Origin of the sequence: Vibrio artabrorum, from assembly GCF_024347295.1 — a bacterium.
Classification (GTDB): domain Bacteria; phylum Pseudomonadota; class Gammaproteobacteria; order Enterobacterales; family Vibrionaceae; genus Vibrio; species Vibrio artabrorum.
In genome coordinates this window covers 224,322-248,254 of sequence record NZ_AP025459.1, presented here as the reverse complement: position 1 = coordinate 248,254, position 23,933 = coordinate 224,322, and the positions used below count along the sequence as shown (strand labels likewise).

Annotated in this window: 20 protein-coding genes and 4 pseudogenes; 11 read left to right on the top strand and 13 right to left on the bottom strand. The window is 41.7% G+C overall.

The features are described from left to right. Positions 1–221: 221 nt before the first annotated feature. Positions 222–1,088, bottom strand: coding sequence for a pirin family protein (locus OCU36_RS15280; RefSeq protein ID WP_261840398.1), 867 nt, complete (start codon positions 1,086–1,088; stop codon positions 222–224). 157 nt (positions 1,089–1,245) lie between these two features. Here OCU36_RS15280 and OCU36_RS15275 point away from each other — a divergent pair, with 157 nt between their 5' ends. Next, positions 1,246–1,527 carry a hypothetical protein gene (locus OCU36_RS15275; RefSeq protein ID WP_261840397.1) on the top strand — a complete coding sequence of 94 codons (282 nt, stop codon included), beginning with the start codon at positions 1,246–1,248 and terminating at the stop codon, positions 1,525–1,527. A gap of 28 nt (positions 1,528–1,555) precedes the next feature. On the opposite strand, the gene OCU36_RS15270 is transcribed toward OCU36_RS15275, so the two are convergent. Beyond that, a complete protein-coding gene (locus OCU36_RS15270) occupies positions 1,556–2,737 on the bottom strand; it encodes a GGDEF domain-containing protein (RefSeq protein ID WP_261840723.1) in 1,182 nt (393 codons plus the stop codon). A 303-nt stretch (positions 2,738–3,040) separates the two neighbouring features. Here OCU36_RS15270 and OCU36_RS15265 point away from each other — a divergent pair, with 303 nt between their 5' ends. After that, positions 3,041–3,379 carry a DUF1840 domain-containing protein gene (locus OCU36_RS15265; RefSeq protein WP_261840396.1) on the top strand — a complete coding sequence of 113 codons (339 nt, stop codon included), beginning with the start codon at positions 3,041–3,043 and terminating at the stop codon, positions 3,377–3,379. A 112-nt stretch (positions 3,380–3,491) separates the two neighbouring features. Here OCU36_RS15265 and OCU36_RS15260 read toward each other — a convergent pair whose 3' ends face one another. From OCU36_RS15260 to OCU36_RS15250, 3 genes are all read right to left on the bottom strand, one after another. Next, on the bottom strand, positions 3,492–3,749 hold the full coding sequence (locus tag OCU36_RS15260) for a YdcH family protein (protein ID WP_261840395.1): 258 nt from the start codon (positions 3,747–3,749) through the stop codon (positions 3,492–3,494). Between the two features lie 148 nt (positions 3,750–3,897). Next, positions 3,898–4,344: a GNAT family N-acetyltransferase gene (locus OCU36_RS15255; RefSeq protein ID WP_261840394.1), complete on the bottom strand. Its 447-nt coding sequence runs from the start codon at positions 4,342–4,344 to the stop codon at positions 3,898–3,900. 129 nt (positions 4,345–4,473) lie between these two features. Further along, complete coding sequence (locus OCU36_RS15250; RefSeq protein WP_261840393.1) at positions 4,474–5,622, bottom strand: aminotransferase-like domain-containing protein; 1,149 nt, start codon at positions 5,620–5,622, stop codon at positions 4,474–4,476. 115 nt (positions 5,623–5,737) lie between these two features. Here OCU36_RS15250 and OCU36_RS15245 point away from each other — a divergent pair, with 115 nt between their 5' ends. The 4 genes and pseudogenes from OCU36_RS15245 (at position 5,738) to OCU36_RS15230 (ending at position 8,753) form a co-directional block, all read left to right on the top strand. After that, a complete protein-coding gene (locus OCU36_RS15245; RefSeq protein ID WP_261840392.1) occupies positions 5,738–6,607 on the top strand; it encodes an AraC family transcriptional regulator in 870 nt (289 codons plus the stop codon). 20 nt (positions 6,608–6,627) lie between these two features. Beyond that, positions 6,628–6,870: a hypothetical protein gene (locus tag OCU36_RS15240; protein WP_261840391.1), complete on the top strand. Its 243-nt coding sequence runs from the start codon at positions 6,628–6,630 to the stop codon at positions 6,868–6,870. 487 nt (positions 6,871–7,357) lie between these two features. Continuing rightward, positions 7,358–7,755, top strand: a pseudogene (locus OCU36_RS15235) (transposase); the annotation flags it as partial. Between the two features lie 119 nt (positions 7,756–7,874). Next, positions 7,875–8,753, top strand: coding sequence for a LysR family transcriptional regulator (locus tag OCU36_RS15230; protein ID WP_261840390.1), 879 nt, complete (start codon positions 7,875–7,877; stop codon positions 8,751–8,753). Between the two features lies 1 nt (position 8,754). Here the strand turns inward: OCU36_RS15230 and OCU36_RS15225 are convergent, their stop codons facing one another. Genes OCU36_RS15225 through OCU36_RS15200 form a run of 6 tightly spaced genes read right to left on the bottom strand, consistent with a single transcriptional unit; the run spans position 8,755 to position 15,415 of the window. Beyond that, the gene (locus OCU36_RS15225) at positions 8,755–9,636 is read right to left on the bottom strand and encodes a DUF6282 family protein (RefSeq protein ID WP_261840389.1); all 882 of its coding nucleotides are present in this window, start codon (positions 9,634–9,636) and stop codon (positions 8,755–8,757) included. A 1-nt stretch (position 9,637) separates the two neighbouring features. Further along, positions 9,638–10,309, bottom strand: coding sequence for an RraA family protein (locus OCU36_RS15220; protein ID WP_261840388.1), 672 nt, complete (start codon positions 10,307–10,309; stop codon positions 9,638–9,640). After that, positions 10,303–12,489, bottom strand: coding sequence for an isocitrate/isopropylmalate family dehydrogenase (locus OCU36_RS15215; RefSeq protein WP_261840387.1), 2,187 nt, complete (start codon positions 12,487–12,489; stop codon positions 10,303–10,305). Before OCU36_RS15215 ends, OCU36_RS15220 begins: the two co-directional genes overlap by 7 nt. Before the next feature lies 1 nt (position 12,490). Next, entirely contained in the window at positions 12,491–13,240 is a 750-nt protein-coding gene (locus OCU36_RS15210) for a hypothetical protein (protein WP_261840386.1), read from the bottom strand. Further along, entirely contained in the window at positions 13,237–14,202 is a 966-nt protein-coding gene (locus OCU36_RS15205; RefSeq protein ID WP_261840385.1) for a beta/alpha barrel domain-containing protein, read from the bottom strand. The genes OCU36_RS15210 and OCU36_RS15205 overlap by 4 nt, the downstream gene beginning before the upstream one ends. Continuing rightward, positions 14,195–15,415: a multidrug effflux MFS transporter gene (locus OCU36_RS15200; RefSeq protein WP_261840384.1), complete on the bottom strand. Its 1,221-nt coding sequence runs from the start codon at positions 15,413–15,415 to the stop codon at positions 14,195–14,197. The genes OCU36_RS15205 and OCU36_RS15200 overlap by 8 nt, the downstream gene beginning before the upstream one ends. Positions 15,416–15,624: 209 nt before the next feature. Here OCU36_RS15200 and OCU36_RS15195 point away from each other — a divergent pair. The 4 genes and pseudogenes from OCU36_RS15195 to OCU36_RS15180 form a co-directional block, all read left to right on the top strand. After that, positions 15,625–16,262, top strand: a pseudogene (locus OCU36_RS15195) (IS5 family transposase). A 1,139-nt stretch (positions 16,263–17,401) separates the two neighbouring features. After that, positions 17,402–18,607: pseudogene (locus OCU36_RS15190) on the top strand (AAA family ATPase); the annotation flags it as partial. A 77-nt stretch (positions 18,608–18,684) separates the two neighbouring features. Next, a complete protein-coding gene (locus OCU36_RS15185) occupies positions 18,685–19,605 on the top strand; it encodes an IS5 family transposase (RefSeq protein ID WP_261837391.1) in 921 nt (306 codons plus the stop codon). 53 nt (positions 19,606–19,658) lie between these two features. Continuing rightward, a pseudogene (locus OCU36_RS15180) lies at positions 19,659–20,825 on the top strand (Lon protease family protein); the annotation flags it as partial. A 126-nt stretch (positions 20,826–20,951) separates the two neighbouring features. On the opposite strand, the gene OCU36_RS15175 reads toward OCU36_RS15180, so the two are convergent. Further along, positions 20,952–21,698 (bottom strand): flagellar brake protein, encoded by a 747-nt coding sequence (locus OCU36_RS15175; protein ID WP_261840383.1) that lies wholly within the window; start codon positions 21,696–21,698, stop codon positions 20,952–20,954. Between the two features lie 622 nt (positions 21,699–22,320). On the opposite strand from OCU36_RS15175, the gene OCU36_RS15170 reads away from it, so the two are divergent. After that, complete coding sequence (locus tag OCU36_RS15170) at positions 22,321–22,890, top strand: threonine transporter RhtB (protein WP_261840382.1); 570 nt, start codon at positions 22,321–22,323, stop codon at positions 22,888–22,890. Positions 22,891–22,979: 89 nt separating this feature from the next. On the opposite strand, the gene OCU36_RS15165 is transcribed toward OCU36_RS15170, so the two are convergent. Next, positions 22,980–23,858, bottom strand: a complete 879-nt coding sequence (locus OCU36_RS15165; protein WP_261840381.1) for a DMT family transporter — start codon at positions 23,856–23,858, stop codon at positions 22,980–22,982. Positions 23,859–23,933: the final 75 nt, after the last annotated feature.

The window sequence follows — 23,933 nt, the reverse complement described above, 5'->3', positions numbered from 1 at the left end:
AAATTTGTTCAATCAGGATATTGTTTGTCTCTGATTTAATAGAAAAAACCACGCTCTAAGAGCGTGGTTGAATAAGTGATAATAACCGGCAGTGGATAGTGTCACTTGTTTTTGTAGTCATCAAATGGATGACCAAATTCGTTGTTGGTTGTAATGTCTCTTCAAAGCTCAAAGCTCAAAGCTCAAAGCTCAAAGCTCAAAGCTCATTAACGTATCGTAAATCAGTAAGTTTCAAATACGCCGTTGTTGTAATCCTCAACCGTCTGTTCAATCTCTTCCATCGAATTCATCACAAACGGACCATAGTGCACCACAGGCTCATTAATCGGTTCACCAGAAAAAACCAGTACACCTGAATTTTCTATGCTATCCAAAGACAGCCATTCAGCTTGGGTGAGCAGTGCCAGTTGACCTTGCTTGATCACTTTGCCGTCGATCTGAACACTGCCTCGGTACACGTACGCCATAGAATGGTGGTTAACATTCGTCCCTAATACGACTTTTTGTCCGGCATCAGCCTGCCAGTCTGCAACGCTTAGTGGCACACCTGTCTTTTGCAATGGACCTTGAATTTGTATAGCCGCTGCGCTGGATGTTGTGTCTAGTTCAAACTCACCCGCAATCATTCTCAGCAACCCCACTTGTTCATTTTGATGCTCCGTAATACTTTTACGCTGGAAATCATGATATTGAGCGGGTTGCATTTTGTGTGTCGCGGGTTGGTTTATCCAAATCTGGAACCCATGCAACGCGCCTTGTTCCATCATTGGCATTTCACTGTGGATCACACCGCGACCTGCGGCCATCCACTGTGCACCTCCGCTACGCAGTTCTCCAACGTTACCCATATGGTCTTTATGTTGGAAGTGGCCTTGTAGCATGTAAGTGAGCGTTTCTATCCCACGATGAGGGTGTGGGGGAAAGCCACCAATGTAGTCTTTACTTGTCTCTGATCTCAGCTCATCAATCATCAAAAAGGGAGAAAAACGCGGGTTATTAAAACCAGCGATCCTTTGAATTTTGACACCATCACCATCCGAGGTGGCATGCGTAGACATGACATGCTCGACTGCTCTTGTATTGATCATAATGAAAACCTCATTAACGGGAATAGCGATAGTTTATGTGATTTGATTAAAAAAGAAGATGGCACGGTATTGAGTGACTTATTCGAAAATATTGAACAGGCAACAATATAAGATTAGGCCTATACTCAAGAGGGAGTAAATCGCTGAGGAGGACGCTATGGCAATACAACCAAAGCATGGCGATAGTCAAGGTCGGCTCGACTTTGATAACGATTTTACAACAGAGCAGAGCCACCGCTTTACCGCTGTCGCAAACAGTGCATGTAAACGTCGCCTAAAAAGACGCAGTGTTAATGGCCCTTTTATTCATTCTGCTAAGCAAGCGGCTTATAAGACAGTAATGAAATCTAAACGCGATAATCTGAATACCACACGACAAGTTATTTGGATCATTGTGATAGGGTTAGTCAGCCTGTGGTTGATGTATATGGCAGGCTAGTGCGCTTAGATGTCAGCGACAGTCACACTTAACGCTGACGTATATTTAGCCGTGTAATATTGTTCCCTTCAGCCTTTCCTTCACGGCAATGTTCAAAGTCAGATGAATCAGACTGTGAGCGAGCTGCTCGCTCTTCAATCAGGGGCACTACTGGATTATCGTGATAATAGGCATATCTATTTTTTCCAGAGCGCTTGGCGACATACATGGCTTTATCGGCGCATCTCGTTAACTCGTGTAGGTCTGTACCATCTTGAGGGTATAAAGAGACGCCAACACTAAGAGTGAGTTCGTTGATTCGTTCATTGATTTGGTAATCGCTTGCGAACAATCCACATATACGCGTTAAAATGTCATCCAGGTTTTTTTTAGTTGGAATGTCGTAGAGCATCAAAACAAATTCATCTCCGGCAAACCGAGCGATGGAATAATCGTATTTTTGACTGTCTCTGTCTTTGGTGCGGATATTATTGCTCAAGCGATTAGCGAAATGCTGTAAAACATTGTCGCCAACGGCATGCCCATAGTTGTCGTTGATGTCTTTAAAGTTATCAATATCTAAAAATACCAGCGCGGTCAGTGACGGTTTGCTCTCAACTTTCGTGAGTTTTTCTGTTGCCCAACGTTCAAAACTCCAACGATTGGCTAATCCTGTGAGTTGGTCTCGATAGGCTAAGTCTTCAATCCCTTCTTGGTAAAGTCGTTGAATATAACTCACGGCTTGTGTGTAGTAATAAGCGCCGGTGTGGCACACCAAACTCATAGTAAACAAGCTAAGAATAAAGCGATGCGTGCTGTTAAAGGGCACAGAAAATTGGTTAGGGAAGGTGAGAACCAAGGCTAAAATAAACAGACAAAACGAAACACTGAATATCATGCCCATTCTGAAATTATTGATAAAAATCACGGCGGCTAAAATAGGATACAACCAGAGTATTCGCTCGGGAATAGTCTGGTTGTACAAGAATAAAGTAACCCCTTGCGCAAGTAGCACTGCGCTTAATATCAGCTCTGGGTACTTTGGTGTGGTGGCTTTTTTTATAGAAATGGCGTTTAAGACTACGATAAGCGTAAAACACAACTCGAGAGTCGACAACGCATAAAACTGTTCCTGAATATAAGCCCAAGTGTAGAAGGTAAAAATTGCAGCAGAAGTCAGTGAAAAGGAATAGACAATTTTTTGTTTACGAGTCGAGCGTATGTCCGCCATCTCTTCGAGGTGTCTGCCTACTAGCCTATTCATGTGATTTGTGCCACAAAGTTTAATGATGATGTTAATAGTAGATTAAATAATCATTGGCGGTTGTCGATTTTGTGTGACGACTATCAAGGATATTAATTAAAGACTTATCTGAGATTGTAAACGGTGAACGGTATCACTGACGGTACCTATAGCCATTCAGAAATAGCGAATTAGAGATTCTGGTTCTTCATGATTCTTTGATGATCGACTTGCTTTCTAATGATTTACTCAACATAGTTTGCAAACAATCAAATTGAAGAGAATCTCATTATGTTAATTACGTTTAGTTGCAAGGCACATGCGAATGTCACGATGTTAGGAGAGGTCGGTCTTCAGCTGATTAAAATGCTGGGACACAGTGGCACTGTACCTGGAGCGATTGATGCTTCAGAAGTCTCTCAGGCGCTGAATCATTTACGGTCTGCGATTGACGCTGAACAGAGTCAACCTGTCGAGCAAGAGAATGCCGATGATGGCCGTGAAGAAGAGATTGTTGAAGTTCCTATCAGTATTGGTAGCCGAGCTTTCCCTTTGGTTGAACTGTTGAAATCAGCGATCAGAGAAGAGTGCGAAGTGATGTGGGAAGATGGTAGCGGTAAACGATTATAGGTTGGTTGAGGTTATAGGTTGGTTGGACAATCGATCATTTCAATGACAAACAAAGTACCCATTGAGAAGGGCATTAGTGTGGCCAAGTTAGCCACACTAGCATAATGAGTATTTATACGATCTTGAGCGCGTGATGGCGCATGAGCTGTTTGTGTAGCGAGTCTTTTAGCTCCATGCGTTCTACTTTGAGATTGTGCATGCTGTCGTCATCGATAGGGCTGCCAGAAATCTCTAGCTGACGGATGTCGTAGTCGAGTTGGTGGTACTTCTGCATGTCTGCTTTGAATCTTTCGTCGTCGTGGTTGAGCTGAACAATGTCTAATTTAAGATCTGGGAAATCTAAGATAAAGGCATGGTTTTCATTGAGCATTGGCACTTCCTCTCTAGTCGAATGAACCCCAGTATAGAATCTATTTTAGTCGATAAATGTGGTTCGATACACAAAGCGGGAAAGGGGCTCAAAAAAGGGCATTATCGTTTCTATCTTGTCTATCTGGGTTCGCCAACGCCCTCTTGTCTTACTGAATGTGGGTTGAAGGCGCGATGTCGTATCTCATTTCAATGAGTTGATGCTCTCCGACGATTTCTACTTCACGAATAAAATCAAAGCCAAATCTTTCGTAGTAATGTCTTAAGTATTGATGGGCATGAATTTCAATGACTTTGGCACATTGCTGGCGGGCATGTTCAAGAACGGTGGACACCACTTTAGAGGCGATACCTAAACCTCGATACGCTTGTAAAACGGCTACACGAGCCATAATCGCGTGGCCGTTGTCATCAATGTATAAGCGAGCAGTTGCGACCAGATTGTCGGCGTCGGTAACTAACACATGGTGTGATTTGAGATCTAACCCATCAAGATCTAAAGTTTGAGGGATTTGTTGTTCAACGACAAACACTTGGTGGCGAATAGATTGCGCTTTAAGTATCAGCTCTGGGTTGTTGCCAACGATCACTTTCATTTCATTGTTCCATTATAAATACACATCAAATTCGACAAAAAAATAAGGCCAATGTGATTCTTTTATTGAGAATCAACGTTGGCCTTTAATGCTGAATGGTTACTGCGTTACGGTAAATAGTAAAAACGATTACGCTTGGTTCAGCACTTGTGTTAGGCGTTTCACCGCTTCCGTTAATTCTTCTGGGTTGGCGTTGGTGAAGTTTAGGCGCAGTGCGGCTTTTGCTTCGTCAGCTTTTGGATAGAACACAGGGCTTGGCACGACAGCAACGCCGTTAGCAAGCAGAGTTCTAGCCAGTTCGAAGGTGTCGCACTCTGGAATTTCTACCCAAATGAACATCCCGCCATCAACGGATTTTAACACGCAGTCTGCTGGCAGTTGTTTCTCTAGTTCTGAAAACAGCACTTCATAGCGAGACTTGTACAGAGTACGAATGTTTTCCATGTGCAGGTTGAAATCGTCATGTTTCAGAAGGCCAACGAGCAGTGCTTGCATCGGTACACTTGAGTGCAAATCCGCGCCTTGTTTCACTTTGATCAATGGCTCAAGGTAGCTGCGTTTGCCTGTTACTGCGCCAATGCGTAGCCCTGGTGATGCAATCTTCGAGAATGAACGAAGAACGATAGAGTTGTCCGGGCAGAATGAAGAAACCATAGGTAGCTCAGACCCCGAGAAGCGTAGTTCACGGTATGGGGCATCTTCAATGAATGCTACGTCGTATTGGATGCACAACTCTGCGACTTTTTGACGAGTCTCTTTTGTCCAGCATACCCCTGTTGGGTTATGGAAATCGGGCACCGCGTAGAACATTTTCGGCGCTTGTTGCGCAAAACAGGTTTTCAGCTCTTCAAGGTTCGGGCCAAATTCGGTTTGAGAAACGGTCACAATGTTTGCTTGAACCAAGCCAAACACTTGCATCGCACCCAAGTAGCTTGGCGCTTCCATCACAATCACATCTCCCGGATCGACATACGCACGTGCAATCAAATCCAAGCCTTGTTGGGAGCCCGTACAAATCATGACGGTGTGAGTTTCTGGTAACTGGAAGCTTTGGGTTAGGTGCTCAAGTAGTGGGCCATAACCAGCCGTGGAACCATATTGGAAAACTTCAGGCATGTTCGCTAGGTTTTCTAACGTTGGCTTCATCAAATCGATAGGGAATGTCTTCTCGTCCGGTAAACCGCCAGCCAATGAGATGACATTTGGATCGCTTGCGGCTGCGAGGATTTCTCGAATGTATGAAGATTGAATTTGTTGTAATGACTGTGCGATTTCCATGTGTTGTGTCTCGTCGTTTGTCGTTTTTATTTTATCATTTGATATTACACGGCAATTGTAAAAATAAGCGTGTCCGTTTATGCTCTTAAACATGTCCATTTATGCTATTTAAACGATGTCACGTCAACACATATCCCGAATCAATGATGTTCTGTTCCATATTCATCAAGATATTAGCCAGCCTTTATCGGCTAAAGCGCTCTCTGAGATTGCGGCTTATTCTGAGCAACACTTTCATCGCACATTTAAAAGTGTGGTTGGGGAGTCGTTACATCAATATATTCGACGTACTCGAATGGAATATGCAGCCAATCAATTGATGTTTGACACCACGTCATCCGTGGTAGAAATTGCGAGTAAGTGTGGTTTTAGTTCTGCCTCTTCGTTCAGTCGAGCGTTCAAAGCGACCTTTAATATGTCGCCCGGAGAATGGCGTAAGCATGATTTACAAGTCGCAGAGAAGCCCTATTTGAAAGACCCTGAAGTTGCTGCGGGCTATTTAAATGTGGCGCAACACGCATTACCAGAGCCGAAGATTATTGAAGTGTCGGAACGCATGGCGGCTTATGTTCGACATACGGGGTATAATCGTTCCATTCGCAATGCGTGGTTGATACTGAAGGCTTGGGCTAACTCCGAACAGCGTGACTTTTCGCGCCAATTTGGTTTGCACCACTCAAACCCTGCTTGGGTTGAAATGGATCAGTGTCGCTATGTGGCGTGTATCGCAATTGATGAGCCGATTAAGTATCGTGGCGTGGTTAACCAAATGGTGATTCCGGGTGGCTTACACGCTGTATTTCGACTTAAGGGGCGCTATGGTGAACTGTTACCACAGATCAGTATGGTATTGGAAAAATGGCTACCGACATCTGGCTTCAAGCAACGCTCAACCCCCGCTTATGTTCACTATTTTCAAAATCATTTTCTCAATAGTGACGAGGTGTTTGAACTTGATTTTCATCTCCCGGTGAGTTTTTATTAATAGCAGTTTAAGGATTCAACATGTATCTCGTTTTGTATTGTCACAATATTGGTATGACAGACTTTTCCTTTTTTGAAACGGAAGATTTTGACAAAGAAGAAGGCTATATTGTGCGAGGTAAATGGCCGAACGAGAAAGCGTTCCGTGATTATTTAACCAAGGAGTTTGGTGACATGAGCGAGTTCCAAGTGATCGACTTAATCGCCAAAGGCGCAGAAGCAGAACACTACTCGCCAGAAGAGCTGATGCGTTTTGCTTCGTAATACCTCGCCAAGTCGCATCTTTCAAATAACCGAATAAAGAAATGGCAGCCTGATTGGGCTGCCATTTTGTTGGTTTTTAGGCCAGCCTTGGTCAGTGATCTGTACCATAAAGTTTGGACAGTGAGTTAAGCGACTTTTTTATACTTTAAGTAATTCATGAAATACTAATACTCCAATCTCCGAAACTCATTTATGTCCAAAGGTGTGCTGACGGAGTGTGTAACACAGAAATGCCCCAAAGCGTGTCAGCTTGATTTGGGGCCGATAAATCCCGTCAGAATTTGCCCTACATTTCCTAATGTCGGGCCAGAACCGGGGCGTGAACGGTTATGGACAAAACCTGTCACCAAAGCTCTTTAGCCCTAGACTGACGTTATGTAGTAATTTTTAGAAAGTTTTGCAGTACCTGGTTTTGTTGCGCAATTCGATGGAGCTAAATCAGAAACTTACGATCTGATCGGCTATATCCGTTAATCATCGTAGCCTTATGCCGAAACCTTGTTATAAAACAACCAATTGGAAGCAGTACAACAAAGCCTTAATCAACCGTGGTTTTCTGACGTTCTAGATTGATGAGGAAGATAAGCGAGTGGAAGCAAAGCAAGCAGATAAAGCGCGGTAGGCATCGGGTTCAGCGACTTAGCCGTTACTACTGCCCTGATGGTGATACGAGTCTTTTCTATGTCAATGAAAGCGCAACAAGGATTTATCGATTCACTGTTCAAACTGGCTAACATCCCCCTAACCTACCCAGACTACACCCGTATCAGCCGAAGAGCTAAGCAAGTTAAGGTCTCATTTAAGGCAAAAACCAGAGGAGCAATACAGCACCTAGCCATTTATGCTACAGGTCTCAAGGTTTATGGCGAAGGTGAATATTTGGTGCACTCGTTGTTAATGACGCTGACGTGTGAGATTGTTTTTAACAACTTAGAGGTTTGACAAATCCTTTTGTTTCATGGTGTATTCATATATTACATAGCATATAAAAAAACAAAACGAAAATGATTAAAGAAATGAAATCCTTTAGAATGGTGGTTACTAAAGGTGGATTCAGAGCTGCCGCCATGGAACTGAATATATCGCCATCGTTAGTGACTAAACACATAAACGCCCTAGAACAGAAGCTTAATACTGCTTTGTTAAAAAGAAACTCAAGAAACATTACTATGACGACCGAAGGTAAGGTCTTCTATGACAATGTGATTAATCTACTTAAAGATTATGACCTCTGTATGCATCAACAGATGAGCGTTCTTAGCGATATAAACGGGAAACTCAAAGTTGGTGTTCCACATTCAATAAACAACCTTCACCTTTTACCGAGATTAAATAAATTTATTGAAAAACACCCTAATATAAATTTGGAATTAATATCAGGCAATCATTCCCTGGAATTATTCAGTCATGGATACGATTTAGCTTTTCACTGCGGCAATCTGCCTGACTCTAACTTATATTTTACTAAATTAGGATACTGGAGAAAAAAGACCTGTCTCACCAGAAAATACATGGAAAAATATGGAACACCTAAAATACCAGCTGATTTAGAAAACCACAATTGCATTGTTCATTTTGCCAACAGAACGGCAACATGGAAATATGTCGTTAACAAACTAGAAGTTGATGTGGCGGTTAGGGGAAATACGACTATTAATAACAGCTTAGATATTTTAAAGTTTACTAGTGAAAATTTAGGTATCTGTTATCTTCCAGATTTCACTGTTTCCCAAGAATTAGAAAGAGGTGAGCTTATTACAGTTCTCGATGAGTTTATGCCCCCACCTCTTCCTATATACCTCGTGCATATAAACAGAAACTTATCACCAAAAGAGAAAGCTTTTGTCGAATTCATTAAGTCTCTGAAGATATGCTCGTGCTAAATCAATCAGGGTCCAACATTTTGAGTGGCGTTTCTAATGATATTTCCTGCACTCTGGATTTAGTTAATCCTATGGTTTCAAACCAAGTCGCTGATTGAGCCCTCCATTCGGGAATATCTATTTGACTGATCTGACCTAAATCTGAGCTATATACTACATTTTTTTGGTTAGTTACTACATCCGCAAAGTCTTCAATCGATTGGTAGCCTAATAAAAGTGTTAGTGCTGTTTGTTCAGTATACAACCAGTCAAACCCTTCAAACTGTCTTAGCTCCTTTGCAGAAAGGCCAGTAATAGGATTTGCTGGCTGATTGAGCATCAGCTTAACTTTTTTACTATGACCATGAATGTATTCCACCAAAGCGAATATTTCATGCTTTGCTGCGTGGCCCGTAGAAATAACGATGTTTTGCTTTTCGGCAAACTCGATGATCTCTTTTACACTATCGAGTAGCTTGCCATCATCGTCGGTTATTTTTATAGACTTAGTGGCAAATTTAACCACCTGTTCATTAGTGTATGAACGAGTTAGCTTACTCTTATGCTTATTAGGAACAATGGTTGGCAAGTGGACCAACATTCTTCCTTTGAGCTTAAACTCATATTGGCAAAGAGCATTCTTTATTGGCTGGACGCTAAGGCCTCCCGATATATCATTTAGAACGGTGGAACCAAAAACGGGTAAATCAAAACTTTGAGCCAAACTAGCTAAAGATGCACAATTACCAAGATGATTCTTAAGTACCACGCCTCCTTTTAGCTTTTGGTACATTTCCCCCGCTTGTATAACGTTATAGCGCCTTTTGAATTGGTCTACATCTGCATGGTAATGAACGTCTAGAAACTCAAGACGCTCACTCCAATAACTGGAAAATTCTGACACGCTACTTTTCCTTCCAGGGCTCACTATAGCCGTGTTGTACTCTGGCTTCTTCGAGATTTTGGCCACCAGAAATTGCACCGAGAATATTTAACTCGGTTTGTTCGGTTTTTTCTGCCCTATAAATCACTTCTTCCAAGTGTTCAGCGGGGATCGCCAGAACACCATTCATGTCACCAAACAGCCAGTCCGAGTCTTTAACAGTTGTTCCATTGATGTTCAGTGGTACGTTAGTCGCTTCAACTACTGCTCGGTTTTTTCCCGAAACCATGTACACCCCTGCTGAGAACAAAGGGTATTCTTTTTCATTGATTTCCTGTAGATCGCGAACTGAGCCAAAAATGACAGTTCCAGCTAAATTTTTTAGTTTGGCTTTTGTGGTTAGTATGCCGCCCCAGCTAGTACAGTCCGTACGTCCTTGGTTATCAACTAAAACCACACTGCACTCAGGTACGTTGTCGATGTAGTTTCCTGCGTTTTTAAAATGCTGCGAATCAAACTGTATTGGTTTGTATTTAACGGTAAATGCCGGACCAGCCATTTTCAGGCCGTTAATTCTACACTGAATACCTAGCAGACCACCGTTTATTGATAAACTATCCAATGCATCAGAAATCGCCGGTGTATCTAAGGCAAGTAGTCTTGCTCGGAGTTCTTTTTGTTTGTTAGTTAGCATACAGCATCCTTTATATTACTCTCTGATAATCTGAGCACGAAATTACATAGATATTCTTTTATAAACACTTGGATTTCTGACCCACGGCACGGGAATGAGATTGAGTCCTTATTTCCGTTATCGTCGTGACAAACTAACCAACAATCGCCTGTGAAAATCTTATTATTCAGTAATTCACTTAACGAAGGGTAAATTTCAAAATGAATAGTTGTATTGATATTTTTGTTGCTAGTAATAGCAGACAGTTCCTTCGAAATGTTTTTACTAATTGATTCACTATTGGATTCCCAGTTAATACCGAGATTTTGTCTAGATACTATCTCCGATGCTTTTTCGCCACTTTCACTAATGAGAAGTTTTCCAAATTCCTTTCTTATGGTTCGAAGTGTTGAGTCAGCAACAGTATGCCCTTTAGGAAGAATTGCTTCGACCTGCACATATGGGTACTTCCAAAGGTAATGGAGTTTTAAATCATATTTCTTGAGCGTTGTTTCAAAAAAAGTCCCTACCTCTCCTTCGCTTACGCCCATAATGCTCCATTTGTAGCTATTGGTAGAATTTGAAGCATTTACGATTTCGGCTAAGTACTTGTCAAGTAAATATTTTGCTTCGGCTGGTGGACCAGGCAAGACAAGTACTTTTGTTCCATAAATGTTTAAAGAGAAGCCATTAGCAGTGCCAATTGGGTTACTTAAAATAGCTGCGGTTTCAGGGAACATAGCTTGAACTCGATTTGACTCATCTACAGCTACGTTGAAATTTGTCAAACGTGACTCTATATGTCTCCAGGAACAGTCGTTAAAGACTAAGCTTTCTTTGGCCACTTCAGCTACTGCAAATCTGGTTCGGTCATCACTTGTAGGCCCTAAACCACCGGAGAGCACCAGGTAGTCAACATCACCAGCTAGTTTTGAAATGGTTTGTTCAATGTCTCCAACGGAATCGCTACAAACTATCTGCCTAACCACTGAATAGCCCTTGTGCTCGGCAATTTGGGATAAATCAGATAAATTAGTATTTATTGATTTTCCCGAAAGTAATTCGTCACCGATAGTTAATATGGCCACTGTCCTACCTTCGGTTTGATTTCGATATGCATCGATAATCGCTTTAGCGACTTCAACAGTTGTAGCGTCTCCTCCAAAATCATAACTAAGGGCTACACGAGATTTTATGACATGCTTTACGGCAACTTCTAGACGAGATGCGTGATCTGGATATCCCAAGTAATCCAGCATTAATGCAATAGACATAAATAACGCACAAGGGTTCGCCTTTCCCTTTCCAGCCATTTTGGGTGCACTGCCATGAACTGGTTCAAAGTACGCAATATCTGAGCCTATATTCGCGCTAGGAGCTACACCTAAGCCACCCATTACACCAGCAACCAAATCCGATAAGATATCTCCGAACATATTCTCAGCGACAATTACACCAAACTCATGTGGTTTCTTAACTAACCATAAGGCAACTGCATCAACGTTGTGTATGTCAGCTGTGATATCAGGATAGTTACTCGCAATATCAAAAAATATGTCTTTTGCAAATTTACCGCTTTCACGCATTACGTTTGGCTTATCTGCAAAGGTTACTCTTTTAAGACCGTGGTCTTCGGCATAAATGAACGCTTTCTTAAATAATCTAGAAAGTCCGTGCTTCGTTTGTAGGCGAACAGACCAGGCTACTTCTTTAGGGCCGTAAACACCGATATTAGGGTGAGTCAGAAAGTTATCTAGATTCTCGGGAATCCCCTTGAAATCAAAACCAGCATACAATCCTTCTGTATTTTCCCTTATAACGCATAGATCAAACGGTTCCCGGTCTCCGTTAATATAATGTGCTGGTCGAATATTAGCGAAGAGACCAAGTTGTTGTCGCAGTTGAATGACAGGTGACACATATTGCCAATTTTTATTTTGAAGTTCTTTCGGAAGTGCCTTCTCGGCTTCATCTTTACCTTTGCTGGTAATGGCACCTAGCAGTACTGCATCCGATTTTGATATTTGATCCCAGGTTCTCACTGGTATTGGAGTGCCTTCGTTTTCCCAACAAGACCAACCAATATCTCCAAATGACAATTCAATAGGCAGTGCTAAAACATCAAATATTGGTAACGCAGCGTTACAGACATCCACACCAATACCGTCCCCAGGAAGGACTAGGACTTTTTTCTTTTCCATTTTATAACCAATTTTCGACTGTTTTATAGGATAGCTTCTCATTGTCTTGCCAAGGACGCATCCCGGCATTTCTAATAATTGAAGCGGTGTATGTTGGACTGTGATAGTTCTCTAAAAGGTTTTCTTTACTGACCATCTGAGAGAGCTCACCAACCATTAAAAGTGTCTTACCTTTAAATTCCTTAATGGACTCTCTGGCGTCGATTTGCCTAAGAATAGAGAAGCCAGCTTTCATCCTATTTATAGCATCACTAAACGCGTTTTTATCGATTCTCGGAGCTCTCTGTTCATAACTGTTTTTAGGAGGTAACCAGTCGTACAATTGATTCATTGCAACATCTAAATTTTTGGCTTCCAAACTATCAACTAGCGTCGAGAGTTTTGTATCTAGTTCCTGGTTAGGAAATGTCGGGCCAGAAATAGAAATCACCCTATCAATATTAGGTAGCTCACAAGAAAGTTTTTGCGCTAATGCTCCGCCCAGAGCCACCCCACCTATTAAAAATGGCCTGCCATTTGTTATAAAGCTAAGAGCTCCCTTTAATTGCTGCAGTGAAACACCTAAATCGGGGGTGGTTGTGATTGACAGCGTATCAATAACTGTCACGTCGAAGCCACGACGAGTAAGCAAGGATATCAATGGCTCACAAAATTGGCCGCAGTCCCATACTGGCATTACGGGTGCCAATATGACGGCAATTTTTTTATCTAGTCCTAATATACTGGTGGCTGGAAACGAAATTGAATTCAAGCAGGAATCCCCCCACTTAAACTTAGCGCCCCTTCAAGTACTTTATCGACATCATCCATGTTAGCGAATAGTGGGTTTTCCTTGTATTCGACACTTAGGTTACTAACGGCAAGAATCATGTCTAAGACTTTTCTCTCAGGTTTTATAAAGAAAGATTGAGCGCTAAGGATGTCGCATTGCTTGAATAAATGACCAAGTCGATACTTGTCGGAGCCTAAATTATTAGTTACATAACTGATCCAACTTTCAATGTTTAAGTTGCCAGAGCCTTTACCCATTCCCGATATGGAGCTATCAATGAATTCAGCTCCGGCTAGGTGCGCTTCAATGCTATTAGCCATAGCCATATTAATGTTGTCATGAGCATGAAAGCCTATTCTCATCGAATCGCTGGTATTTGCGAGTGTAGAGATGTATTTATTTACAAGTCTTGGTGTCAAGCTCCCATTGGAATCAGCAAGATATATGATATCTACTCCACATTTCTCTGCAGCCCAAACAAGGTTTATCAATTTATTCAGCTTGGTCTGACTTACACGAACTGCATTAATACTAACCAACATGCCAAGACTTTTCGCATATTCAGCATAACTTAATGTTTGATGGAAATATTCATCAGTACAAGTGTCAATGTTTAAACACAATCTTAAGAATCCAACGCCATTTTCAAAGAGATGCGTAATATCAGATTTTGAGATATTCTTGGTATGACAAATAACACAAAGGTTTGCTTCTGGTACTGCTTGATGGATCTTTGATACATATTGGTTACTACACACACCTGTAATTCCAATGTTATTAATTGGCTTAAATGAACCATTTTTATAACCAATTTCAATCCATTCTATGTTACTTAGCGTCATATTTCTTACATGTTCGATAGCATATTCCAAGGTAAAGTTGAAATTATTTAAATACCCGCCGTCACGTAACGTCACATCTACATTTTGTAAATTATTCATTTTGCACACCTTTATTAATTGCGCTGCTAAATTTCTTTTCTTCTTTTTTACCAAGTGTATAAATTGTAATTCCAATGAAAGATGAAATTGCGATTATCACACCTGTTTTTAAATTATCGTGGTTTGACAAAATCCCAATAAAGTATGATGAGGCTGCTGCACTTCCTATTTGCATACATCCCATAATTCCAGAGGCAATACCAGATAAATCAGGAACTGAACCGATTGCGCTAGCTGTTCCTAGAGGTAATAAGAAACCATTACCGAATGTCAGAATAGAAATAGTCAGAATACTTGTGAAAACTGGAAATGGACTGATGTATGTTTGCAATCCGAATAAAAGGCCACCAATAAAAAATATCTTATAGCCAAGGTCTATAGTCGCGTTTACGCCTTGTTTTTTTGCCAATTTTTTGGCTGTAATATTTCCTAAAACATAAGTCAGAGACAAAGTAAAATATGAGTATCCAACCAACTCGCCACCTAACCCTAGGGATGTAAGTATGAATGGCGACTCAACGATGTAGGCAAAATATATTGCGTAAGCAAAACACGGAATTGCCGAGTAGTATAAAAATGGGCCGAACTTCAATACCTTGACAGTATTTAGTGATAGGGACTTGAAGTTAAATGGAATTCTTTTCTCTTTAGGTAGTGTTTCCTTTAATACAAATAAGCTAAGAATTATCGTAACAAAGATGAATATCGTCAAAAATAGAAAGCACGATTTCCATCCAAAATTATCACTTAGAACACCTCCTATCATTGGAGCTATCGCAGGTGACATACCAACAAATGGAAATATTGTTAAATAGAAAAGACCTGCGCTCTCTTTATCAAGTAAATCACTGATTATAGCTCTACTAATTGTTATCCCCGCACATGCCCCAATACCTTGTAGCAATCTTAATATCATTAAAGACCGAAAATCTTGAGATAAATAGACTCCAACCGTCGAAAGGAACCAAACTAATAATCCAAATAACAGAACTTTCTTTCTTCCAAGACTATCTGTAATTGGTCCATAAATAAGTTGCGCTATTGATATTCCAAGTAAAAATATAGCTATAGAACTTTGCATGTCCTGTGGAGTTGCATCATAAAATTCACCCATACTTTTTAATGCAGGAAGAAAAATATCTGTAGATATTAATCCACCTAAAGATAAGAAACATATTAATAATGCCAATATAAAAGACACTTTATTTTTCAAAATTATTCTCCGTAAAAATTTCCCACATAATAGTCCTGCTAATTAATAAGAGGAATATGTTTAGCATTAAACAAATCGTTTACTAATTTTAAACACCGAAGGCGTTATTTCTGATCTTGACCCCCACCCGGACTTTGTTGCGTAATTCTATGGAGCTAAATCAGAAAATTACGATCTGATCGGTTATATCCGTTAATCATTGTAGTCTCATGCCGAAAATTCATTACAAAACAACTAACTGGAAGCAGTACAATAAAGCCTTAAGCAACCGTGCTCCTGTGACCTTCTGGATTGATGCAACAGACCTCAAGGTTTATGGAGAAGGTGAATGGAAAGTTAAAAAGCATAGTACCGACGAGAAACGTAGAGTTTGGAGAAAGCTGCATATCTAGACACCAGCATCCACGAAGTAATTGCCGCAGAACTGAGCTAATCTAATGTCACTGATGCAGAGCCCAACTTACTCAAGCAGAAACACCGAAGAATCATTGATATATCTGGGTATGGAGCTTACGACACAAGGGATTGTCACGATACCATACGGCTAAAACGATCCATTGCGCTCATCCCTCCAAGAGAGGGGGCGGCGTTTTGAGAGGATGGTCATCCTCGGAACTTAGCTGTAGGTTGCCAAAAGCTCTACGGATCCAATAAGAAGTGGAAAAAGCGATATGGCTATCACAAGCGTTTGCTCTCCGAAGCAGCCATGTATCAAGTGAAACAATTGTTGGGAGGAACACTAAGCCTGAGAAAATACAACGCTCAGGTTGGTGAGACTTACGCCATGTTCAAAGCGCTAAATGAACTTACAGGGCTTGGTATGCCTGACACTCACTATGCTGTTTAATAATCATTCAATTTCAGGCTGGTTGGTTTGCTATCTGAATTATGCAACAAAGCCAAGTTCTCCATAAATCTGGTCTGATACCACTGTTAGAAGATGAAAGAAAATGTCCATTTCTGTGCGCGGGTGGCACCATATCAATTGGTGCCGTGCTGCATTTTACAATACCAAAAGTTATGCGAAGGGTAGATCCAGGCTAAAGCTCCCAACTCATTTCTGTCCAAAAACGAGTTGAGCGAAGCCGCTCTGCTACTGTGACCCGACTACTAGCTAACCCTGTTTAAAGTCCGTCAGTTTTAGCAAACCTTTATAATCACTGAGTTGATTTTTCATATACACTAGAAACGAAAAATGCCGCATCCATGCGACATTTTTCTTTTGGCGGCCAAACCAGTTTTGCTATATCCATTCTAGAGTGCAATCCATTCTACTCTTCATACTTGAAGCTGCAGCGTTGTTAACTGCCTAGTTCACCCTAATCAGGTAGAACCCCTATGCTCATCGGGCTGAACTTATTTGTTGCCTAGCTGCAATTCCAATTATTTTGAGTATCGATAAATATTCAGAATGTACTAATAAGACGCGGTTAATCTTGATTAGTTCCCTTTACGTCGTGTTTTTTTTCGATTTATTTTCTAAGTCGAATTACGCTGCGATTCATTTCTTGGTGTCGTCATTTTTCGGCGCATTGAAAGTGTTGTTTGCAGTTCATTCTTCCATCACTTTACCCTTTAGCATCACTAACCATATCTAATCAGCACTTAACTTTAACAATGACCGATCCAATATGTTATCGCTTTATCAATTTAAGAAACATAGATCAAGATGGCATCGTTGGCGTGGTTTTAAGCTGTCCCAAAAGGTGATCGGCACGTTGAATTTATTCTAGTTGCAGCATCAAACTTGAGCTGTGCTGAATACAGAAAAAGTGATCAAGAAAACCTTAGAGATATTTATTAAGTATAAATTGAAATTAATTATGCGTTATATGGGTAAGAAAATGACTTTCTATTGTGAATAATTGGCTTAAATTGTGTGTTATTTGTTCGGTTGAGCAGCCGTGCAGCGTAAGTCACTAAATTTATAGGTAATTACATCTACACTGATTTTATCTATACCCAAGTAATGCTAAGGAGGCGGCGATGGCGATACAAAGACTCAATACAGAACAGCTGTATCAGGTAGCAGACCTAGAGAAACTGCCTTGTAAGTCGACCAAAGAACTGGCTCCAATTGATGAAATTGTTGGACAGGAGCGGGCACAAAAAGCCGTTGAGTTCGCGATGTCAATTAAGGAAAAGGGTTACAACATTTATGCGATAGGGCGCAATGGTTTAGGCAAGCGCACCATGATTTTGCGTTATCTTAACCGTCACCCACAAGACGTTGAGGAGCTTTTTGATTGGTGTTATATCGCGAACTTTGAAGATATTCGTACACCTAAGGTGCTTAAGTTACCGAGTGGTGTCGGCAGTAGCTTAAAGCAAGATATTGAAAAGCTAATGCGTAAATTGCTTAAAGCCATGCCGCTCGCATTCGACAATGAGATGTACTTTAGCCGTGCTGATAGGCTTAAAAATCAATTGGCTGCAAAGCAACAAGCAGCATTGGAAACGATTAGCCAAGAAGCAAAAGATAAAGGCATTAACCTGACGATTACTACACAAGGTGATTATCAGTTTGTCGCAATGAATGGTGATGAGCTTCATACCGAAGAGAGCTTTGATCTGCTCTCTGCTGAAGAGCAAGATCAGTTCGATAAAACCATCGATGCATTGGAAGTGGGGTTACGAACCATTTCTCGTGAATTGACGGAACTTGAAGAGACCTACACAGAGAAAATCCAAAAGCTGAATGATGACACGGCACGAGATGTGATTACTCACTTCATCAAGCAGTTGAAGTTGGATTACAGCCAATATCCAGAGATAAAAAAATACCTCACTGCACTGCGCAAGGATATTGTTGATAATGCCGATATTTTCCTTGAAGAGAGCGCCGATCAGGCAGAAGTTGCGACCGCCTCTTTGGATAAGAAAATGCCCCGTCGTTATATGGTGAACGTTATTGTTAGCCAAAAAGAACAGTCTCTGCCGATTGTGGTTGAAGAGAACCCAAATTATCACTCTCTGTTTGGCTATGTAGAAACGGCGACGTTCAAGGGAACGGTATTCACGGACTTCTCATTGATTCGTGCAGGTAGCTTACACCGAGCCAATGGCGGTGTATTGTTAATGGATGCGGTGAAAGTGCTTGAACAGCCCTATGTTTGGGAAGGCTTGAAGCGTGCATTACGTTCCCGTCAGTTGAGTTTCACTTCATTAGAGAAGGAGGTGACGTTAACTGGGCGTTGTTGCGTAATTCAATGGAACTAAATCAAGAACCTACGATCTGAGCAGCTACGTCCACTCTATCTCGTAGCCCTATGCCTAAACCACGTTACAAAACAACTAACTGGAAGCAATACAACCAATCACTCATTAACCGTGGTTCTCTGACCTTTTGGATTGATGAAGAAGCAATAAGCGGATGGGCGCAAAGCAAACAGAATAAGCGCGGGAGGCCGCGTCGGTTCAGTGATTTAGCTATCACGACAGCACTCATGGTCAAACGAGTTTTTTCTATGCCATTGAGAGCGCTGCAAGGATTTATCGACTCGATATTTAGGTTAGCCCATGTACCGTTAAGTTGTCCGCATTACACCTGCATCAGTCGTAGAGCCAAGCAAGTTGAGGTTTCATTTAAGACTAAAACGAGAGGAGCGATACAGCACCTAGCTATTGATGCTACTGGCCTTAAGGTTTATGGCGAAGGTGAATGGAAAGTCAAAAAACATGGGACGGATGGCAAGCGTAGAGTCTGGCGAAAGCTGCATATTGCAGTCGATACCAACACTCATGAGATCATTGCCGCCGAGCTAAGTTTATCGACGGTTACAGATGGAGAAGTACTCCCGAACTTACTGAAACAAACACGCCGAAGTATCCTTAAGGTGTCTGGTGATGGCGCTTACGACACGAGAGCGTGTCACGCTGCTATTAAGATTAAGGGAGCTATTGCGCTTATTCCCCCAAGAGAAGGGGCTGCCTTTTGGGAGCGTGGTCACCCTCGAAATCTCGCCGTGGGTTGCCAGAAATTATACGGCTCAAATAAGTATTGGAAAGAGCGGTATGGATACCACAAACGTTCACTCTCAGAAACAGCGATGTATCGAGTTAAACAGTTGCTAGGAGGGAAACTGAGCTTAAGAAATTACAATGCCCAGGTGGGTGAAACTTACGCGATGATAAAAGCGTTGAACAAGCTTACTGGGTTAGGTATGCCTGAAACTTGTCGCATTGACTAAGAAACAAGCGAAACGGGTTGGCTCTATCTCTAAATTTAATTACGCAACAAAGCCCGTTAACTGGGGCTGTTTCACTCGATCCTGAGCCAATCCCATTAGATGTGAAGATCATTCTGTTTGGTGATTATCGTACTTATCAACTATTGCAGCATTACGATGCAGAGTTTGCTGAACTGTTCCGTGTGACAGCTGATTTTGAAGATGAGATGAAGCGTACTGCGGATTCTGAAATGCATTATGCACGCTTCATTTCAAGCATCATACACGACAACAACATGTTGCATTGTGACCGAAAAGCGATTGCTCGGATCATTGAGCACAGCTCTCGTCAAGCAGGAGACCAAGGCAAACTATCACTACACTCGGCACATATTGCGAATCTGCTGCGTGAATCAAACTATGTAGCAAGAGGATCGAAATCGAACCTGATTCGTGCTACCCATGTTGACCAAGCACTGTCTAATCAACAGATGCGTGTCGGCCGATTACAAGACAGTGTTATGGAGACTTTCACCAATGGAACAACGCTGATCCATGTGGACGGTCAGGCGGTGGGTCAAGTCAATGCATTGTCGGTACTCAGTACAACGGACCACATGTTTGGCGCGCCAAACCGAATCACTGCCACCACCGCTTATGGTGATGGTGAGGTCATTGATATCGAAAGAAATGTAGACCTAGGAGGCAGTATTCACTCTAAAGGTGTGATGATCTTATCTGCTTATCTCTCTTCGGTGTTTGGTAAGACAGCAAAAGTCCCACTGACTACTCATATTACCTTTGAGCAATCGTATGGAGGGGTTGATGGGGACAGTGCGAGTATGGCTGAATTCTGTGCGGTAGTGTCTGCATTTTCCAAACAGCCAAATCGTCAAGACATTGCAATTACAGGATCAATGAACCAGTTTGGCGAGTCTCAGCCCATCGGTGGTGTGAACGAGAAAATTGAAGGCTTCTTTGATGTGTGTGAAATTAAAGGACGTTCAAAGGAGCAAGGAGTCATCATTCCACGCTCGAATATTCATAACTTAATGTTGCGCAGTGATATCGTTAAAGCGGTTGAAAAGGGTGAGTTCCATATCTGGGCCATCGATCATGTTACTGAAGCGATTAAGCTGTTTACCGGCAAAGCTGCGGGTGAGGCGAGTGATGAGGGAAGTTACCCAATTGATACGGTTTTTGGTATCGCTCAGGCCAAGTTGAACGCCTTGCGTAAATAGAGTGATAAAGAGATACAACGCAAAAGCCATCGATTGTAGAGTCGATGGCTTTTTTATTTATTGATCTTTTACCTACCTCTTAGTGTGCTGTACACGGTATGGGATGAGGTTAAGGTCTCAACGCGTTTACGCGTTTCTCAAGCAGAGCTTGGTCCCATTGAACTTTAGTTTTGCCAGTAAGTGCTTGGCGTTAGCTCGACCAATGTCGTCGAACTCTACACCGTATCGAGCATAGTGCGTCGATTTTTGTAGGTTGCAGACGACGCCTTTCAGTGGTGGAATCAGTGGACCATTGTAGTTATGAGGCGTGATTTCAATAGAGACGCGTTCCGCAATTTGAATCGCCCGAGAAGTGGGGGATGTGACAAAGCGACAACCACTTTTGGATAAGTCTCTTATCTCACAATCTGTTCGTTGATCGTTGAAGATGATTCTTGAAGGTAAGTTCACTTCATAGCGTGTTTCTTTACGCAATTGAGTCACTTTCATCGTACTTGGTGTTGAAAGTACAAGAATAGGAAACGGTTCGCCAATTTTATGATAAATCTGACATTTAAAATGGATAAGTGCACCTTCACCTCTTAGAGAATAGGCGCGAACGGTCATCCAAAAACCTTCTTGAAAGAAAAAGTTTAGATCTTCATGGGATACTTCAGGAACCTCAACCACAATGCAATTATCGCTGTGCGTGCCAATAAATTTAGTGGTCGCGAGAAACTTAGTCCCAACAGGAGTCAAGACGTTTAAGGTTAACTCACTGCCGTGCTCAATCATCGCCAGAGCATCGGTACTATTTATTGTGGATACGGTGCGATTACGAGGGTCGTTAAGCGTTTTATTATGCTCCAAAGATCTTTTTAATGGTGCGTTCATTTTGTACTCTCCATGTGCCAACATGCGGTAATTTGTTCTGACTAAACAAGTGATTTGCAACTTTTAATTGGTGTACCTTAGTTTTTGTCTGTAGAGACTTTTAATTAAACTCAACAGTGTTCAATATTGAACTTGTCTATAAGTACTTCGTTGTATTTAGTTGCGCATACGATAGTCTATTTATAAGGAGATAATAGTTCAAACATTTATTATTTTTGCTATCAATTATTTATTGAAGTTGAGTATGAAGGCGACAAAATAGGGGTAAGAAGAAAGTGACTTCACCGTTGAACTTGAACCAGAGCCGTTTACCGTTGTTCAACACCATCAAAATATCCCAGCCCCGCTAAACGGCTATTTGGGTATAACACGCCAGGTGTTCCTCGAATAGATTGGGGTTGATTATAATCGGACGAGAAGGCACAGTGTTCTTTGGCATTTAACTTCAGCTAACGTTGAAAAGTAAACTGGGGTTAATGGCGAGTCCAGCCTAACAGGAACCGATCAAAGGCCTGCTTTATGAAAAAGAAGGCTTACACTTAAATCTAGGCTTTACAGGCTTACGCTGCACTCGCTCTGCCATGCATGAAAGAGTCGGTATGGCCGCGAGTTGATCAATACCATGAAATTATTAATCCGAATTTTTCTCATCTTAACTATTTTTACTTTCGCTCTTGGGAGCACAGCCCTATGGAGAGGCTTTAAGCAATTACACTTTGTAGAGAAGGGATTGGACTGGAGTTGGCTCTGGGAATACTATTTGCCATTTTCGAATGGTCTTCAAGTTACCCGTACTCAGGACACAAAACAGCTTTTGCTTCGGCGAGTGTATTTAGAGGAAAACATCGTCATCTTTGTTTTGACGACATTCGATAATAAGCTTGAAGTTGATATTGTGAATAAAGAGACCTGTGAACCGAAATCGAATAAATCGATATTCATCTCTTTTAATCATCAGCCTATATCGCATTCCTTCATGACCTGTGAAAGCTCGGGTGAAAGCTATATATATCGAGCGATTAATAAGAGATTAAAATCGGTAGAATTTAGTTTTAATAATCACAATTTCCGAGAGGACTTCACTCAGTGGCCCATTTCTAAACTCAAAGCCGACCAGTTCAAGCAACAACATTCTAATTTTTTTGAGAAGCAAAGAGGAGCCAGTGGTAGCTATCAATGGCTTAGGGATTGATTGTTCATGACCGCTCTGTTTCTAAAGGCCACAAAACGGGTTTCTGGAATAGATATTTCCTACACTGCACCAGCAACTGCGTAGCAGGCTCAACTTTTTTTGGGCTGTCTTATGGCTAGAATAAGTTGCGGTAGCAGTGACATCACGATCATGCCTGCCATTAATGAATACTGAATTGCGGTAAAGGATTCGCCCATTAACGCCATGCCTGTCACGATGCCGGCTACTGGGTTGGCGATACCACCAAAGGTGAAATCAACCACAGACATACGTTGCAGTAACCACACATACATGCCGTAACCCAGCGCTGTGTTGAGCACAATCACCCACACGAGTCCGATAGCATTACGAGTATCGAAATGCGTCACAGCGTTAACATAAGGCTGCGGGTCGATAAATGCATGAACGCCAGACGCGACAGATAAAATCGTACCGCCCAAAATCAGTTGCCACGTTAACACCTTCCACCAGTGCATGCGATTACCCAGTGACTTAGTAATGCTGCTGCCGATAACGATACACATGATCGCAGCAAACATGGCGCTTAAACCGATTGGGTTGAGTGCGATCTGACTTGGGTTGAACAGGAACCACGCTAAGGTGATCAAGCCAATACCAGACAGTGCTTGAATCAAATGTGGGCGTTGTTTTTTCACTAGCCAGTGGAAGATCATTGCGAATACAGGCACTGAGATCATACCCACGCCAGAGATTGCCGAAGGCAGGGTTAGCGCCATCATAAAGATCAAGCTAAAGAAGGTCGCGATATTGATAAAGCCCAGTGTGAAAATAGTTAGCCATTCGCCTTTTTTAGGCAGTGTTGGCTTGACCGCTAGCAATAACAAGCCAGCAGGCAACGCACGCAAAGCACCCAATAATAATGGTGGCCACTCATGTAGCGTAAATTGCGTCACTGCATAGGTTGTTCCCCAAAAAAACGCGGGGATCATTGCTAATAATATGTTCATCTGAAATATCTTTACGTTAAGATAACTATTGTGTGAACTGTATACTGAGCACTAGTGGTTGTAAAGTATCTTTAT